The organism is Marivita hallyeonensis (assembly GCF_900129875.1).
In the GTDB taxonomy this organism is placed as follows: domain Bacteria; phylum Pseudomonadota; class Alphaproteobacteria; order Rhodobacterales; family Rhodobacteraceae; genus Marivita; species Marivita hallyeonensis.
The window spans coordinates 414,281-430,187 of the sequence record NZ_FQXC01000003.1 but is presented as its reverse complement, the minus strand read 5'-3'; the positions used below and the strand labels follow the sequence as shown (position 1 = coordinate 430,187).

Annotated in this window: 13 protein-coding genes; 6 read left to right on the top strand and 7 right to left on the bottom strand. The window is 58.4% G+C overall.

Annotation, left to right across the window (positions count from 1 at the left end; genetic code table 11):
• Nucleotides 1–25 precede the first annotated feature (25 nt).
• Complete coding sequence (locus BUA42_RS11475) at nt 26–1,543, bottom strand: PAS-domain containing protein (RefSeq protein WP_084066202.1); 1,518 nt, start codon at nt 1,541–1,543, stop codon at nt 26–28.
• A gap of 80 nt (nt 1,544–1,623) precedes the next feature.
• Nucleotides 1,624–3,009 (bottom strand): sensor histidine kinase RegB, encoded by a 1,386-nt coding sequence (regB, locus tag BUA42_RS11470; RefSeq protein ID WP_072777945.1) that lies wholly within the window; start codon nt 3,007–3,009, stop codon nt 1,624–1,626.
• Nucleotides 3,010–3,127: 118 nt separating this feature from the next.
• Between regB and BUA42_RS11465 the strand changes: the two genes are divergently transcribed.
• Nucleotides 3,128–3,745 (top strand): SCO family protein, encoded by a 618-nt coding sequence (locus BUA42_RS11465; protein ID WP_072777944.1) that lies wholly within the window; start codon nt 3,128–3,130, stop codon nt 3,743–3,745.
• A 79-nt stretch (nt 3,746–3,824) separates the two neighbouring features.
• Nucleotides 3,825–4,379: an ActR/PrrA/RegA family redox response regulator transcription factor gene (locus tag BUA42_RS11460; RefSeq protein WP_072778427.1), complete on the top strand. Its 555-nt coding sequence runs from the start codon at nt 3,825–3,827 to the stop codon at nt 4,377–4,379.
• A 20-nt stretch (nt 4,380–4,399) separates the two neighbouring features.
• On the opposite strand, the gene BUA42_RS11455 is transcribed toward BUA42_RS11460, so the two are convergent.
• Nucleotides 4,400–4,888 (bottom strand): GNAT family N-acetyltransferase, encoded by a 489-nt coding sequence (locus tag BUA42_RS11455; RefSeq protein WP_072777943.1) that lies wholly within the window; start codon nt 4,886–4,888, stop codon nt 4,400–4,402.
• On the bottom strand, nt 4,885–5,481 hold the full coding sequence (locus tag BUA42_RS11450; RefSeq protein WP_072777942.1) for an HD domain-containing protein: 597 nt from the start codon (nt 5,479–5,481) through the stop codon (nt 4,885–4,887). Before BUA42_RS11450 ends, BUA42_RS11455 begins: the two co-directional genes overlap by 4 nt.
• 101 nt (nt 5,482–5,582) lie before the next feature.
• Between BUA42_RS11450 and ahcY the strand changes: the two genes are divergently transcribed.
• A complete protein-coding gene (gene ahcY / locus BUA42_RS11445; RefSeq protein WP_072777941.1) occupies nt 5,583–6,971 on the top strand; it encodes an adenosylhomocysteinase in 1,389 nt (462 codons plus the stop codon).
• 483 nt (nt 6,972–7,454) lie between these two features.
• Nucleotides 7,455–8,996 carry a DUF4214 domain-containing protein gene (locus tag BUA42_RS11440; RefSeq protein WP_072777940.1) on the top strand — a complete coding sequence of 514 codons (1,542 nt, stop codon included), beginning with the start codon at nt 7,455–7,457 and terminating at the stop codon, nt 8,994–8,996.
• Between the two features lie 33 nt (nt 8,997–9,029).
• On the opposite strand, the gene lysM is transcribed toward BUA42_RS11440, so the two are convergent.
• Nucleotides 9,030–9,449 carry a peptidoglycan-binding protein LysM gene (gene lysM / locus BUA42_RS11435; RefSeq protein WP_072777939.1) on the bottom strand — a complete coding sequence of 140 codons (420 nt, stop codon included), beginning with the start codon at nt 9,447–9,449 and terminating at the stop codon, nt 9,030–9,032.
• A 185-nt stretch (nt 9,450–9,634) separates the two neighbouring features.
• Here lysM and BUA42_RS11430 point away from each other — a divergent pair, with 185 nt between their 5' ends.
• Entirely contained in the window at nt 9,635–9,976 is a 342-nt protein-coding gene (locus BUA42_RS11430) for a DUF2853 family protein (RefSeq protein WP_072777938.1), read from the top strand.
• A 574-nt stretch (nt 9,977–10,550) separates the two neighbouring features.
• Here the strand turns inward: BUA42_RS11430 and BUA42_RS11425 are convergent.
• A complete protein-coding gene (locus BUA42_RS11425) occupies nt 10,551–11,462 on the bottom strand; it encodes a hydrogen peroxide-inducible genes activator (RefSeq protein WP_072777937.1) in 912 nt (303 codons plus the stop codon).
• A 105-nt stretch (nt 11,463–11,567) separates the two neighbouring features.
• On the opposite strand from BUA42_RS11425, the gene katG reads away from it, so the two are divergent.
• Nucleotides 11,568–13,742 (top strand): catalase/peroxidase HPI, encoded by a 2,175-nt coding sequence (gene katG, locus BUA42_RS11420; RefSeq protein WP_072777936.1) that lies wholly within the window; start codon nt 11,568–11,570, stop codon nt 13,740–13,742.
• Between the two features lie 225 nt (nt 13,743–13,967).
• Here katG and BUA42_RS11415 read toward each other — a convergent pair whose 3' ends face one another.
• Nucleotides 13,968–15,851, bottom strand: coding sequence for a GNVR domain-containing protein (locus BUA42_RS11415; protein WP_281249788.1), 1,884 nt, complete (start codon nt 15,849–15,851; stop codon nt 13,968–13,970).
• Between the last annotated feature and the right edge of the window lie 56 nt (nt 15,852–15,907).

The following is a 15,907-nucleotide window of genomic DNA, read 5'->3' as shown; positions in this document are numbered from 1 at the left end:
TGGCTGCAAGACGTGTCGTGGGCGTTCAGGCCGAAACGATCTGCAATGGCTCTGTGTCGGTGTCGTCCATGCGGCGTCGGGTAGGGTGCGAAAACCGGATCATGGTGGAGCCATAACAAATCGGATCGATCCGGCAGATCACCTCGCGGCCATCTCTGGACCGCAACTCGCTGTCCCAGCTTGCGCGCTCCGTCGTGCTTGTCACGAAGTCCCTTAACTCCGGCCAGATGGGGTTCGGATGAAAGGCAGACTTCCATTCCTGTGTTGCGTCAAGGATCGTGGCCTCGGTCAGACAGGTGTCGGGATCGACATTCCACTGCGCCTTGTAGGCGGCATTGCAGACGGTCAAAACGCCCTGTTGGTTGAAGATCGCAACCGCATCCTCCATCGCGTCGATGGCCGATTGCATCGTTTCCAATTCGGTCCGAAAGCCCCGAGTTAGAGACACTTCCGCCGTAATGTCATTGAACAGGAACGCGATAGCCCCGTCCGGGTAAGGGCGGCCGGTCACGTCAAATGTCTGACCACCGACAAGCGTCCATGTCTCCCGAAACCGGTCGTCACTTGCCGCAGCAACCAGTTTCGCCATGCATTCGCGCCAATTGTCGTAGTTCTTGGGCTCGGGCATGATCTGATGTTCGCGGAGCTTGTCGAAAAATTCGAAAAGATTTGGCCGACCACTGAGGAATTCTGCGGACAGACCACTCAGATCAATCAACGCGGGATTGAACAAGGCGAGCCGTCTGTTGCGGTCGAAGATCGCCAATCCGGTGGTTAGGTTCGCGAAGGTCTTGGACAATGTCTGCACGAAGTTCCGCTGCGCCTCTTCCGCCTGCACCACAGCATCGACCGCCGTGGCGAAGTGCAACTCGCCCGCGTCGGTCGTTCGGGTGGAAACCTCGAACCAACGGGTCACATGCGTTTGCGGATGTGTAACAGACACGCGGTGCGACCGCTGAAGCGCATTCTGTTGCAGCATCTCCGATACGTGAGCAGCAAATGCGTCAGTGCCATCCTGGATCTGCGCGAGATCGTGAAACGCGTCATTCCCCCAAAGCACGCGCCCATCCGCATTCAACAACCAGATCGGGTTCGGCGAATAGGCGAGGGCCGGCTTCAACTGTGCCACGGCGACCTCGTTCTGGCGCGCCTGAAACCAGTCGGCATCATGGCCGGTGATCGGGCTGAAGGTGATGCGCGTCGCGTTTTGGGTGACATCGACAAGGACATGTGGACCTGCGCTGTGCGCCACACGCAGCGGTGACGTGGGAAGGTTAACGGGAAGATCCGGTGTGAGGGGCAGTAGGGCAGATCTCACATCCTCCCAATCAGGGCTGTCCTCTTTATTTGTCGACAGCAGTGGCCAGATGGCGTCATCCGCATCTATCAGCCGCCCGTCACGAAACAGCAAGGCAATCGTGTGAAGTTCCCCGGGGGTGTCTGCGCCCCGTTCCACCTTGAAACGGGACACTTGCCACAGCACGAGCCATATCATCCAGGCACAGGCGATGCCGACAAGCATTGAGAAGGCGAAAAGGGACATGGGTTCAACCACCGCTGCGCGTATTCCCAGGTATTCAACGGTGAGACGATTAACGATTCGTTAAGACAGGTGGCGCCGGGTCATAAATCGAAGGGCCGATTTTCGCCGATGCCTTCGCCCTTCGCCCGGGCGGGTGGCACGATTGCAGCGTAGGGCCAAACCGCTTCGACCACTGCGCCGCGATACTTGCTTCCGTTTGCACGTTCATTGCCATTGGCAAAACTCAGCTCGGCGCCCGACCTTTCAAGCAGCGTTTTCGCGATGAAAAGGCCAAGCCCCATCCCCTCGTATTCCGGCCTTGCCTTCCGGTCCCGTTCCGTGCGGCGGTTCCTGACAAACGGATCGCCGATCCGACCAAGCATGTTCGATGGGTAACCCGGACCATCGTCCATGATCCGGATCGATACGGTCTTGTCATTCCACCGCGCTTCAACCCAAACTGTCGCGCGTGCGAAATCGACTGCATTCTGGATCAGGTTCCGCAATCCGTGGATCACCTCTGGCAATCGAAGTGCTTCGGGTTGCGGACCAGCAAAACCTTCCTCTGCGACGGCTTCGATCAGAACATCCTTGCCGCGCTGCAAATGCGGCTCTGCGGCTTCGCGCACCACCTCGGCCAAGGGCGCGGTTCGGATGTGAAGGTCCTCTTTCCCGGCATGTCCCATGGACCGCAGGATGTCGCGGCACCGGTCCGCCTGTTCCCGGATCAGACGGGCGTCTTCCTGCAGATCAGGCCTATCATCGAGGTCTTCGATCAACTCCGCGCTCGCGAGTTTGATCGTGGCCAATGGTGTGCCCAGCTCGTGGGCCGCGGCCGCCACCACGCCGCCCAGATTGTTGAGCATCTGCGTCCGGCTCAGCGCCATCTGCGTCGCGACCACCGCATCGCCCATGCTTGTCATCTCATCGGTGATCTGCCGAGCGTAGAGCGATAGGAAGATGACCGCGATGGTGATGGCGACCCATTGACCGAACACGAAGACATCGGCGATGCGCAGGATGAAACCCTGCTCAGTTCGCAAAGGGAGATGAAAGAAGACCATCAGCGTGACCAGAGCCAATGCCGTGGTCCCGATAATGAGCGTGGATCGCAGCGTCATGATCGTGGCCGAGACGATCACGGGTCCAATAATGAGGATCGTGAACGGATTGTGCAGCCCGCCTGTGAGGTACAGCAGGAAGCTCAGCTGCAAGAGGTCGAACAGAACCATGAGAAAGTTCTCGGCCTCGTTGAGACGCTTGTTTTCAGGGAATACGAAGATCGCGATTAGGTTTCCCACGATGGAAACGCCGATGGCAAGATAGCACAGCCCAAGTTCGAGCTGCAGATTGTAAAGCCTCTGCGCCAGAGTGATCGCGGTCAGTTGGCCCACGATGGCGAACCAGCGCAGCCAGATCATTGTCCGCAAGCGGATGAAGCTGCCCCGCTGGCGCTCCTGAAACAGACCGAATTCAGATTGCGTCATCTGCGCCCTTTCGCCGCTTGTGTCGGATCAGATAATCCTTACGTCGACAACAGAAGACCATACGCGAGGCACCAGCGATGAGAAGTGCTTTGTTGGAATGACTCAAAAAGGGGGTGGCATGCGGTTGGCGGTTGTTTCTGCGGTGGTTGCGATCTGCGCTTTGATCGGTGGGATTTGGTATGCCACCATGCCCGTGGGCGATGGCGACAAATACGCCTCGTGTCGGTCGACACAGGTTGCCGGAGGCGCAGGTCAGATCGGAGGGCCGTTTACGCTGGTCAATTCCTCCGGAGAAACCGTGACAGACGCTGATGTGATCACGAAGCCGTCGCTGATCTATTTCGGGTACACGTTTTGCCCCGATGTCTGCCCGCTGGACACGGTGCGCAATGCCGAGGCCGTCGATCTGTTGCGCGAGATGGGCCACGACGTGACCCCGATCTTCATTACAGTCGATCCCAACCGCGACACACCCGAAGTTGTCGGCGATTTCGCGGCCAACCTGCACGAGGACATGATCGGTCTGACCGGTTCAGAGGAACAAGTAAAGGCAGCAAGCCAAGCCTACCGAACCTACTTCAAACGCCAACCCGGCGATGACGAATACTACCTCGTGGATCACTCGACCTTCAGCTATCTCGTGCTGCCCGAAGATGGCTTCGTTGAGTTCTTTCGTCGTGAATTGTCCCCCGAAATGGTCGCCGAGCGAACAGCCTGTTTCATCGAACGCTCGTGAATGCCGACCAATTGCCCGTTGATGTTGAAAAAAACGGCACTATTACTGTGCGTCAATGGATCGCACGGGAGGGAACCACGTGAGCGAGCGCACTGCGGAAGACATCGGTGAAGACAAGAGCCTGCTTCTCGTCGATGATGACGAGCCATTTCTGAGACGCCTTGCCAAGGCCATGGAAAAACGCGGGTTCGAGGTTGAAACCGCCCCGTCAGTGACGGCTGGCTCGGCCATCGCAACCGCCCGGCCACCCGCCTACGCCGTTGTTGACCTGCGGCTTGAGGATGGAAACGGCCTCGACGTGGTCGAAGTGATCCGTGAAAAGCGCCCGGACAGCCGGGTTGTCGTGCTCACGGGCTACGGTGCGATTGCAACCGCGGTCGCCGCCGTCAAGATCGGTGCAACCGACTACCTGTCCAAGCCCGCTGACGCCACCGACATCACCAACGCGCTGCTGGCCAAGGGCGACGACCTGCCCCCGCCGCCGGAAAACCCGATGAGCGCCGACCGCGTGCGCTGGGAACACATCCAGCGGGTCTACGAGCTGTGCGATCGCAACGTGTCCGAGACCGCGCGACGGTTGAACATGCACCGCCGGACCCTGCAGCGCATTCTGGCCAAGCGCAGCCCCCGCTAAGTCCGACATGCTTGTTCGACCTACGTGAGGTCGTAGCGCTTGCTGATCCGGTCGACGATCTGACCATTGCCAAGTGGCACGTCCCTGTGCCGCGCATAATCCTCGAAGCCCCGGCTTTGGTAATACGTCAGGCCCCCGGTGTTGTCGGCGCGGATCGTGGCGTTGATCCAGGCATAGCCCAGTCCAATGGCGGCCTGCTGGGACGCCTCGAACAGCTTTGATCCGATGCCAAGCCCGGTCTGCCCGAGTTTCACGAATGTTGCGATATCGCACGCATCCGGTGGGAGGTCTGGGTGCGGTTCAATCGATTGAAACCCAAGGATCACCCCGTCCGCATCCTCGGCCACATGCCAGACCGATCTGTTCGGAACCTTCGCAAACCAGCCAAGTATCGTATCCCTGTCGATCTCTGTGACGAACGCAGTCGTGCCACCCTTGCGGATGATCGCGTTCAGAAGTTCCGCCATCTCCCGCGCGTCCAGAATACCGGCCCGACGCACGGCAATCATGACATCTGCTCCAGAAGCTTTGCATGACGCGCGGTGAACTCGCTCCGGACCTCGACCGGCGGCCGCAATACAATTTGGAGATCCGCAATCAAGTCCAGGTCGGGCGCACCGAAGAACCTGTCGGCCTCCGCCCGCGTAAACCCGGCGATCTGGGTCGCTTCCATCCATGCGCTGATGCGGTCTGCCTTCTTGATCTGTTTCTTCAGCCGTGCGGGGGTCACTGCTGGCAAACCGAACCGGATATGCACCGCCGCTGACAACCGATCATCCAACGCACCATATCCCGGCCCGACCGCCGATTTGACCGGAGAGATCATGTCGCCAATCACGTATTCCGGTGCATCGTGCAGAAGCGCGGTCAACCGCTCCGCGGCGCTGGCTTTCGAACTCAGCCGCGTGAACAACGTCTCCACGAGAAGCGAATGCTCGGCCACTGAATACGCAAAGTCCCCAAAAGTCTGCCCATTCCACCGCGCGACAAAGGCCAGCCCGTGCGCGATGTCCTCGATCTCGATATCGACAGGTGTCGGATCCAGCAGATCAAGCCTGCGACCCGACAGCATGCGCTGCCACGCTCTTGGGGGTTTTGCCATCGTACATCACCTCTTTCGCGCACCAATCTGCACCGCATTGCCGCAGGTGCAACCCCGTGCTACCTGCACGACCAAACGCAGGACATTCAGGAGCGCCAGACATGGCAAAAGACTATATCGTCAAGGATATCTCGCTAGCTGGCTTTGGCCGCAAGGAACTGGATATCGCCGAAACCGAAATGCCGGGCCTGATGGCACTGCGCGAGGAATACGGAGCGGAGAAACCGCTGTCGGGCGCGCGCATTGTGGGGTCGTTGCACATGACGATCCAGACTGCCGTCCTGATCGAGACACTCGTTGCGCTGGGCGCGGACGTGCGCTGGGCATCTTGTAACATCTTCTCGACCCAAGACCACGCCGCGGCCGCGATTGCCGAAGCAGGTGTGCCGGTTTTTGCGATCAAGGGTCAGACGCTGGAAGAGCATTGGGACTATCTCGACCAGTCCTTTATGTTCCCTGAAGGCGCCAATATGATCCTCGACGATGGTGGTGACGCGACACTCTATGTTTTGCTCGGTGCCCGCGTCGAAGCCGGGGAGGACATCATCCCGGTGCCGCAATCCGAGGAAGAAGAGGTCATCAAGAAGCAGATCGCAAAGCGCATGGCGGCGTCCCCCGGCTGGTTCACCAAGACCCGGGACGCGATCAAAGGCGTGTCTGAAGAGACCACCACCGGCGTCAATCGTCTCTATCAACTGATGCGCGAGGGCCAGCTGCCCTTCCCGGCGATCAACGTGAATGACTCGGTCACCAAGTCGAAATTCGACAACAAGTATGGCTGCAAGGAATCGCTCGTCGACGGCATCCGCCGCGCCACGGACACAATGATGGCAGGTAAGGTCGCCGTGGTCTGTGGTTACGGAGATGTTGGCAAAGGCTCTGCTGCGTCTCTTGCGGGTGCCGGAGCGCGTGTGAAAGTGACTGAAGCCGACCCGATCTGCGCACTTCAGGCCGCGATGGACGGGTTTGAAGTGGTTCTGCTAGAAGACGTGGTCGACAGCGCCGACATCTTCATCACCACCACCGGCAACAAGGACGTGATCCGCATCGAGCACATGCGCGAGATGAAGGACATGGCCATCGTCGGCAACATCGGCCATTTCGACAACGAGATTCAGGTGGCCAGCCTGAAGAACCACAAATGGACCAATATCAAGGAACAGGTGGACATGATCGAGATGCCCTCGGGCAACCGCATCCTCCTGCTCTCCGAAGGCCGCCTGCTGAACCTTGGTAATGCCACCGGCCACCCATCCTTCGTCATGTCTGCCAGTTTCACAAATCAGGTGCTGGCGCAGATCGAACTGTGGAAGAACGGTGCGAACTACGACAACAAGGTCTACATCCTGCCGAAACACCTCGACGAAAAGGTCGCCCGTCTGCATCTGGGCCGGATCGGGGTGAAGCTGACCCAGCTATCGCCGGAACAGGCGTCCTATATCGGCGTGAAGCCGGAAGGCCCGTTCAAGCCGGAGCATTACCGCTACTGAACGACTCGATGGCGTCCGCCCGTCTTGGGTGGGCGTTGTTAGGATTTTGACCGCACAGTCAGGCAACTGTGGCATTTCAACAACATCTTTGAGTTGCCTGCGAAACGCAGACTTAACGCAAAGTCTCAGATCGTCGATGACGTGGACAAATAATTGTATATATAAATCAAAGATTTATGGCCTGCCCGTACCGATACCGCGAGCCGAGTCGACGCCACTTGAACGGCGTTAACGGGACTGTGATATTTCAGTCGGCCATTTGCTGCCGATCTGCATCCCGTCACACTTGCCTTGCCACAACGGCATGATAGGCCATGCAAAATCCACTCTTATCAGCCACTCGACACCTCGGCTATTCGAACATTCGCAACCGACCCGTTTCGTTCGCCACTCACAACTGACGAACCGGGACAAGACAGACCACACCTGCCGGATGGAGCCTGACCGCTTCGCCGGAGCCAAAGACTGACTGAACACAGCATTATGACCCTCCTGAACACGACCAACCACCATCCGAAAGGTCCTGTCACCATTCTCGGGGACGCTTACGTTGGCCAAACGCTTATCGCGCGCCCCAACGCGCTGGGCGACGAAGACGGCATCAACTACGCCACGGCGACCTTTCAATGGCTGCGCGACGGTGACGTGATCGAGGGTGCCACCGCCACGACCTATCGCGTTTCGCCGGCGGACGAGGGCGCGCAGATCAGCGTGCGCTACACTTACGAGGATTTCGGTGGCACGACCGAAGTGGTGACAAGCGATCCCGAACCGACGGTGCCGCCTGACGGAACACCACTTCCCGACGGGGTAGAGCCGTTGAATCCTCTGGTCGTTCTTGGCACCGCTGTCATCGGCGAGCGACTGCTGGCGCGCCCGAACGGCGTAAACGACGAAGTCGGCATCAATACCAATTCAATCTCGTATCAATGGTTGCGCGATGGCGAATCGATCGACGGGGCCACATCGCAGGAATATACCGTAAGCTATGCCGATCTTGACGCGCAATTGAGCGTGCAGTTCCTCTATTACGATCTTCAGGGCACATCAAAATCCCTGACCAGCAACCCCAAGCCAGCGGCCGCCATGCCAGCCGCCCCGGAACCTGTCATAATTATTGATCCGGACGACAACGACCAATTCCTGATCGGCACATCCGGGGCTGACACGCTCACCGCCACTGCAGGATTAAAGAGGATCAGCGGCCGCGACGACACTGATATCGCTTTTTTCGATGGAGAGCAGTCGCATTACACCGTTGTGCTAGGGCCTGACGGGGTCGCGGTGTCCGACCATCATTTCTTTGGCCTCGGCACCATCGCGCTGGATGGAGTCGAGCTGATCGATTTCGGAAGTGAAATCGACCTTTTCGATGGACCTTTCGACCTGTCGCAATTCAGCGGTGCCGCGACGCTGGATAGTGCATCACTCGAGGCACTGATCGAGTTGTATATCGCCTACTTCAATCGCGCCCCCGATTCCATCGGGCTCAACTTCTGGGCCACAGCCTACGCAAATGGCGCGACCCTAAAAGAGCTGGCGGCACTGTTTACCGATCAGGACGAGACGCGCGACACCTACCCAGACAGCATCAGCGCGTTCGATTTTGCGACGTCGGTATACGACAATGTGCTGGGCCGAACGCCAGACGCGTCTGGCATTGCGTTCTGGGTTGAGGCGCTCGACAGCGGCGCGGTATCGCGCGATCAATTCATCCTCGAAGTGTTGAAGGGCGCAAAAGCGCCATTGAAGATCGAGCACGGTCTCGACTTCGTCATGCAGCAACTCGAAGACCAAGAGTATCTAAACGACAAGGTCGATCTTGGCGCGTACTTTGCAGTTCACCGTGGCATGTCGAACGTGGAAAACGCCCAAGCCGTGATGGAGCTTTTCGATGGAAGCCAAGCGGGGCTCAACGCGGCTGTCGATGCCGTCGATGATTTCTTCCAGAGTGCGCAGAACCCGTTTGACGGAGAGTTCCTACTTCAGGTCATCGGCATTCTCGATTCACCGTTCATGACCTGACGACCTTCGCGTCAGCACCCCGCCGCTATCGACTCAAGCGTCCTGCGGAATGCGCAGGGTTTGGCCGGGGTAGATCTTGTCCGGATGGGAGAGCATCGGGCGGTTGGCCTCGAAAATCTCGTTGTACCGCGCGCCACTGCCGAGGGTCTTCTCTGCAATCGCCCAAAGCGTGTCGCCTTTTTCAACGGTATGGAAGATCGGATCACCCGATGTGTCCGCTTCGACCGCGGCGACGCCCTCGACATTGCCGACAGCGAGGATGACTTTCTCGCGCTCTTCCTGGGTCATGTCTCCACCCGACACCACCACCTTGTCGCCATCGACCTTGATCTCGGCTCCCTTGGTGTCGAGCCCCAGATCAGCGACCTCTTTTTCCAGAATGGCCGCCGTCGGCAGATCGTCCTTGCCGACGAGTTTGCGTCCGGCTGATTTCATGAAATTCCAAAGACCCATGATGTTCTCCCATCGTTACACGTCAAAGCCAGCATTCCGTGGCAATCGCGCCTACTCTAGGGGGAAAACACGCCAGTGGAACGCAAAACGGTATTTTTCGTTGCCCGATGCGGATGTTTTTGCCAGTTTCCCGCCCGAGGGGCGCACAACCGGAGGCGCACCAGTGATTTCACAGGGAGACAGTGATGGGTAAGAGAGACGAATTGATCGCGCAATATGCAGATGATCTGAAGAACAAGTGCGGGATGACACCGGACATGGACCTGTTGACCAAGGTCACGATTGGCTGCGGCCCCGCGATCTATAACGCGGACGCGTCGACCGTCGCCGGGTCCCAGCCCGCGGAACTTGAGACCGTCAAGGAGAACTTCCTCATCAAGAAGCTTGGTCTGAAAGACGGGCCCGAGCTGATGGATGCGATCCACTCTGTTATCGAGACCTATGGCAAATCCGAGCGCAACAAGTACCGCGCAGTGGTTTATTACATGCTGACCAAGCATTTCGGCAAAGAGTCGGTCTACAACTAAAGCCACAATTCGGTTCAATTTGCGAAGGCGCCCTCACGTGGGGCGTCTTTTGCGTTTCGACAGACACAGCGGAATCTCGCAGCCGAAGTTTTCACAATCGGTCTGGGTGATCAGGGAATGCAGTCTTCGCTGAGCATCGAGAGCTCCAAAGACCAAAGCTATCTTCGAGACCGAAACGTTCAATTTTCAAAGACGATGCCAGCCGAGCGGAGTTAGACTGGGTTGGGCGGATGTGCACCTTCCGCTCGCGAACACACCTGTCCTAGAAAACGTGTGGCGAACACCCCGACAAACCGCAATCGACTCAAAATGTCAGAGCTTATCGTTTGTTAGAATCGTCCCAAAGCGCTATCCCATCAGAGCAGGTCAGGATGACCGAAACCATATTCAGTTGACGCGCGTGGTGACTTGGGAGCGCGGGGACGGAGGGTTTCGGCGTCGGCCGGACCCTCCGGTTTTTTAGCAAATCAGCCCGAAGCAGTGAATCAATGCGCCCACAGTGACTGTTGGGAGCACATTATGGTCCCGAAATTCTTTGGTCTGATCGCTTACCACTCAACGAACGATGAAACAGTCAACTTGCTCGGTTCTGCGTATCGCGTTGACCCACACCCCGGACAATCGCGCCGACCTGCATCAGCTGGTCCGCAAGAGGATTGGACTTGCGCCAAACCATGCCGATGGTGCGGGACGGGCGGGGTGGTGGGAAGCGGGCGATTGAGACGTCGGCAGAGCGCGTTTCGACATTCATGGCCATTTCCGGGATCAGCGTCACACCCATACCCGCGCCGACCATCTGGACAAGTGTAGACAGAGAGCTGCCTTCCATGAGTTGTCGCGGTTGTGCTTGGCGCATCTCGCAGAACGACAGCGCCTGATCGCGAAAGCAGTGGCCTTCTTCAAGCAACAGAAGGCGCATCATGCGCAGGTCGGCAGGACCCGGCACAGGCTTGTCCGCGTCCTTGGCGGGACGCACCAGAACAAAATCTTCGTTGAACAGCGAGAATTCGCGCAAAGACGGTTCGGAAATCGGCAGCGCAACGATGGCCGCGTCCAGCCGTGAATCGCGCAAGTCCTCGACGAGCGACTGCGTGATGGATTCGCGCAGCTCGAGCTCGATCTCCGGGAAGCGCGACGACAGCGCCGCAATCGTATCGGGCAAGAGGTAAGGGGCGACCGTGGGAATCACGCCGAGCCGGAACCGCCCAGCCAGCGGACCTTGTGCCGCTCGCATCAGGTCTTCAAGCTCTTCCACCGACACAAGAACTTCGCGCGCCTTCCGCAAAACGTCCTCGCCGAGCGGTGTCAGGCGAAGCTTCCGTGTGCCACGTTCGACAAGCAGTGCGCCGAACAGTGTCTCCAGTTCCTTGATCTGCAACGACAAGGCAGGTTGGGAGATGGCGCACGCCTCTGCCGCGCGCCCAAAATGCTGATGGCGTGCCAGCGCATCGAAGTAGTGAAGCTGTTTGAGGGTCACACCAATCATTAGTGCAGCTTATCACACAAGTAAGTTTATCAAATTGGAATTAATCGAAGCGGGCGTTTAGAACAATTCCAGAGTTTCACTGATTCAGTCTGAGGGGAGATGATCATGGACGGCAATAATCTCGACAAAACGGGTGCCTGCCCCGTCATGCATGGCGGCAATACCGGAACCGGCAACAGCGTCACCAAGTGGTGGCCGTCGGCGCTGAACCTCGGAATCCTGCACCAGCACGGCGCGCGCACCAACCCAATGGATCCCGACTACAATCACCGCGAGGCGGTCAAAGCGCTCAACTTCGAGGGCGTGAAGGCTGATGTGAAAGCCCTGCTGACCGAGAGCCAGGAATGGTGGCCAGCGGATTGGGGTCACTATGGCGGTCTGATGATCCGCTTGGCGTGGCACTCGGCCGGATCTTACCGGATGGGCGACGGCCGTGGCGGTGCGGCCACCGGCAACATCCGTTTCGCGCCGCTCAATTCCTGGCCCGACAATGCGAGCCTCGACAAGGCGCGTCGTCTGCTCTGGCCGGTGAAGAAAAAATACGGCAACGCGCTGTCCTGGGCCGACCTGATCATCCTCGCGGGGAACATGGCCTACGAGGACATGGGGCTGAAGATCTATGGCTTCGGGTTCGGCCGCGAAGACATCTGGGCACCCGAGGAAGACGTGAACTGGGGGGTCGAGGAAGAATGGCTCGCCCCGTCCGAGAATCGCTACGGCGACCTGGACGAGCCGGCGACCATGTACAATCCGCTCGCCGCGGTTCACATGGGGCTGATCTACGTAAACCCTGAAGGCGTGAACGGTCAGCCTGATCCGGCGCGCACCGCACTCCACGTGCGCGAAACCTTCAAGCGGATGGCGATGAACGATGAGGAAACCGCAGCACTCACCTGCGGCGGTCACACCGTTGGCAAGGCGCACGGCAACGCGGATGGCACAACCATCGGCGACGCGCCCGAAGGCTGCCCGGTGCACAGCCAGGGTTTCGGCTGGGACAACCCGGACCATGGCGGCCAGGCGTCCAAGGCGTTTACCTCAGGCATCGAAGGCGCGTGGACCCAGCACCCCACCAAGTGGGACATGGGCTATTTCGACTACCTCTTCGACTACGAATGGCGTTTGACCAAATCCCCCGCTGGCGCGAACCAGTGGGAACCGGTGGATATGCCGGAGGACAAGAAACCGGTCGATGCGACCGATCCCTCCAAGCGCGGCACACCGATGATGACAGATGCCGACATGGCGATGAAGGTCGATCCCGTCTACAACGAGATCTGCCAGAAGTTCCGCGCGGACCCCGAGTATTTCGCCGACACCTTCGCCCGCGCGTGGTTCAAGCTGACCCACCGCGACATGGGTCCGAAGGTGAATTACCTCGGACCGGATGTTCCGGCGGAAGACCTGATCTGGCAGGATCCGATCCCGGCCGGCAGCACGTCTTATGACGTGGCCGCCGTGAAGGCCAAGATCGCCGACAGCGGTCTGACACCTGCTGAGATGATCGCCACCGCCTGGGACAGCGCCCGCACCTACCGCGGCTCTGACAAACGCGGCGGTGCCAATGGTGCCCGCATCCGTTTGGCCCCACAAAAGGATTGGGCCGCAAACGAACCCGAGCGTCTGGCGAAAGTGCTGGGCATCCTAGAACCCATCGCGGCGGAAACCGGTGCGTCCGTGGCAGACGTCATCGTGCTGGCGGGCAATGTCGGTCTGGAACAGGCGCTCAAGGCGGGCGGTCACGACATCGAGGTGCCGTTTGCACCGGGTCGCGGCGACGCCACCGACGAAATGACGGACCACGCCAGTTTCGACGTGCTGGAGCCGCTCGTGGACGCGATGCGCAGTTACGAGAAAGAGAAGTACGCGGTGAAGCCGGAAGAGCTGATGCTTGACCAGGCGCAGTTGCTGGGTCTGACGGCGGGTGAGTTGACCGTGCTTCTTGGTGGCATGCGCATGCTGGGCGTCAACCACAATGGCAACAAACACGGCGTCTTCACCGACCGCGAGGGCGCTCTGACCAACGACTTCTTCGTCAACCTCACGGATATGTCGAACAGCTGGCACCCGATGGACGACGACACCTACGAAATCCGCGATCGCAAGTCTGGTGATGTCAAATGGACCGCCACCAGCATGGACCTGGTTTTCGGCTCTAACTCTATCCTCAGAGCCTATGCAGAAGTCTACGCACAGGACGACAACGCCGGGAAGTTTGCGAAAGACTTCGTGGCGGCCTGGACCAAGGTCATGAACGCGGACCGCTTCGATCTGCGCTGAGCTTGATAGACATCACTTACTTCGCCGGGCCACTAAAGTGGCCCGGTTCTTCTTTGCGGAATGGACTATTTTGCCAGAGTTCGGAATTCCCCGATCAAGTCTCCGCAAAATGAGTTCCGCGACAGTTCCGCTTGAGGAGCTGACGGGTTATAAGCGGCATCCCGTTTAGAGCCGGAAAGCCATCTCCCGCATGGCCTTTTTTCACTATTGGCTTGTTGCGAGAGTTTATTTCAGTTTCTCAACACGGTTCGACGCGACGGACATACGCACCGATTGACCCATCAGGTCCATTAGGATCCGAAGCCGCTCGCCTTCCTGCAGTGTCTCGATTTTTGCCACGGTATCGGCGAACGGGCCTGACAGTATGCGGATTGTGTCGCCCGCATTCAGTTCCGGTGACGCGCCAACGAAGCCATGCACGTCACGGCGTGCCATCAGACCCATCCAAACGTCAGCGCCGAGAGTGGGGTCGTGGAAGACAATTTCATCGAGAGGCTTTTCACCCGACAACGCCGAAACGACGCCGCCTTCGGGTACGTTGATGAAGTACTGACCAAAGGCGCGTCTGCGGATGTCTCCTTCTATGAGAAGGACCTTTTTCCCCAACCCAACGAAGTTATGCGCCAATGCAATCGCTTGCGTTGTCTTGCCTTCGCCCGGAATGGACGAGGTCGACATGATGACCTTCGGCGGATTGTCGATGTTCGACAAAACGACCGATGTGCGTAAGTTTCGTATAGCCTCCGACGCCACCGATGTCGGTTTCCGTTGAAGGTAATCAACGAGCTGATTGCGCCGCGAAATCGGCATCTTGGGCAGTTGCCCCATCACGTTGATGCCGGTGTGGCGCTCAAGGTCTTCTGCCGTGCGGAACCCGTTGTGCAGGAATTGCTGAAGCAGAACGATGCCGATACCAAGCATGCTTCCCAAGATGAGAGAGAGCGCCAGGATTCGCGTCTTTCGTGGCTCGACGTAGTATCCGTTGATCGCAGGCGACAAGACACGGGCGTCGGCTTCCTGCAATCCTCTTTGCACGGTCGTTTCCTTCAGGCGCGCTAAAAACGTATCGTACAACACACGCGTCGCCTCAGCCTCGCGTTCCAACTGCTGCAGCGCGACAAGATCCTGCGTCTTCTCGGCGATATCGGATTGGAGTTCGGCATAGGATCGCTCAAGCGAGACCGCCTGTGCAACCGCGCGCTCGGTGTCATTCGCCTCTCGCTGGACGAGCAAAGCGAAGCGACTGCCGAAGAGATCTCGCGCCTGTGACCCACCTGCGGGCAGGTCGATAAACAACCTCTGCAAAACCGGGTCGGCAAAGGCGGAACGCATTGCCTGCGGATCGCCGTCCGCTTGAAGTCCGCGCAATTCCGCAAGCCGCGCCTCGGCACCGCCCGCAATGGATCGAAGATCGTCAAGCCGATCCTGCAAATCGTTCGCTTGCTGATTGAGCGCTTCCAAGGCTTCCGGGCTGATGAGATTTGACCGACCGCGGAGCTCCTTGATCTCGTCCTCTTTTGTCTTGAGTTCGATTTCAAGCTCTGTGACGCGATCAGACAACCAGGCAACGGCGTTCTCGGTCGCCTCGAACTTCACTGCAATCTGATCCGCGATGTATATGTCGGCCAGAGTATTGGCCAAAAGAACGGACTTCTGTGGATCAACAGTCTTTGAGGTCACAGTGAAGATGTAAGTGTTTCTCTGAAGCGCGGCGCTGATCGTGCTCATCGCGTTTGCGACGGTTGCGTCGAACATTTCGGCGTTTGTTGGCGGAGCCATTGGTTCAGGTTCGATACCGAACCACTCGGTTAGGTATCTCTGGTAAAATGGCTCCGGCTGCTCGCCCAAATACGGATTGAAGTCCGGGTCCGCCGTAAGATTCAATCGCTGCACCAATTGTTCACCGAGCTTTCGCGACTTGATGACCTCGATTTCGGTGTTGAGGGAGGTGAAGTCCGAAGACACGCCCGAGACCACACTCTCAATATCGACAATTTGCGACCCCTGAACCTGAAGGGCGATTGTCGTGGTTGCCGAGAATTTGCGGATGGCAATTCGGTATGCGTAGTATCCGCCAATCGCGACAGCCACCGCTGCGCAAAGAGCGATGATCTATTTTCTACGCCAGAGCGTGCCAAACAATTGTAGCAGGTCAATCTCATTTT

Excerpts from the sequence above, each read along its gene's own strand:
- BUA42_RS11475 (WP_084066202.1), bottom strand. The coding sequence starts at position 1,543 with ATGTCCCTTTTCGCCTTCTCAATGCTTGTCGGCATCGCCTGTGCCTGG.
- BUA42_RS11455 (WP_072777943.1), bottom strand. The coding sequence starts at position 4,888 with ATGATTGCCGTGCGTCGGGCCGGTATTCTGGACGCGCGGGAGATGGCG.
- lysM (WP_072777939.1), bottom strand. The coding sequence starts at position 9,449 with ATGGGTCTTTGGAATTTCATGAAATCAGCCGGACGCAAACTCGTCGGC.
- regB (WP_072777945.1), bottom strand. The coding sequence starts at position 3,009 with ATGACGCAATCTGAATTCGGTCTGTTTCAGGAGCGCCAGCGGGGCAGC.
- ahcY (WP_072777941.1), top strand. The coding sequence starts at position 5,583 with ATGGCAAAAGACTATATCGTCAAGGATATCTCGCTAGCTGGCTTTGGC.
- BUA42_RS11450 (WP_072777942.1), bottom strand. The coding sequence starts at position 5,481 with ATGGCAAAACCCCCAAGAGCGTGGCAGCGCATGCTGTCGGGTCGCAGG.
- katG (WP_072777936.1), top strand. The coding sequence starts at position 11,568 with ATGGACGGCAATAATCTCGACAAAACGGGTGCCTGCCCCGTCATGCAT.
- BUA42_RS11440 (WP_072777940.1), top strand. The coding sequence starts at position 7,455 with ATGACCCTCCTGAACACGACCAACCACCATCCGAAAGGTCCTGTCACC.
- BUA42_RS11430 (WP_072777938.1), top strand. The coding sequence starts at position 9,635 with ATGGGTAAGAGAGACGAATTGATCGCGCAATATGCAGATGATCTGAAG.
- BUA42_RS11425 (WP_072777937.1), bottom strand. The coding sequence starts at position 11,462 with ATGATTGGTGTGACCCTCAAACAGCTTCACTACTTCGATGCGCTGGCA.
- BUA42_RS11465 (WP_072777944.1), top strand. The coding sequence starts at position 3,128 with ATGCGGTTGGCGGTTGTTTCTGCGGTGGTTGCGATCTGCGCTTTGATC.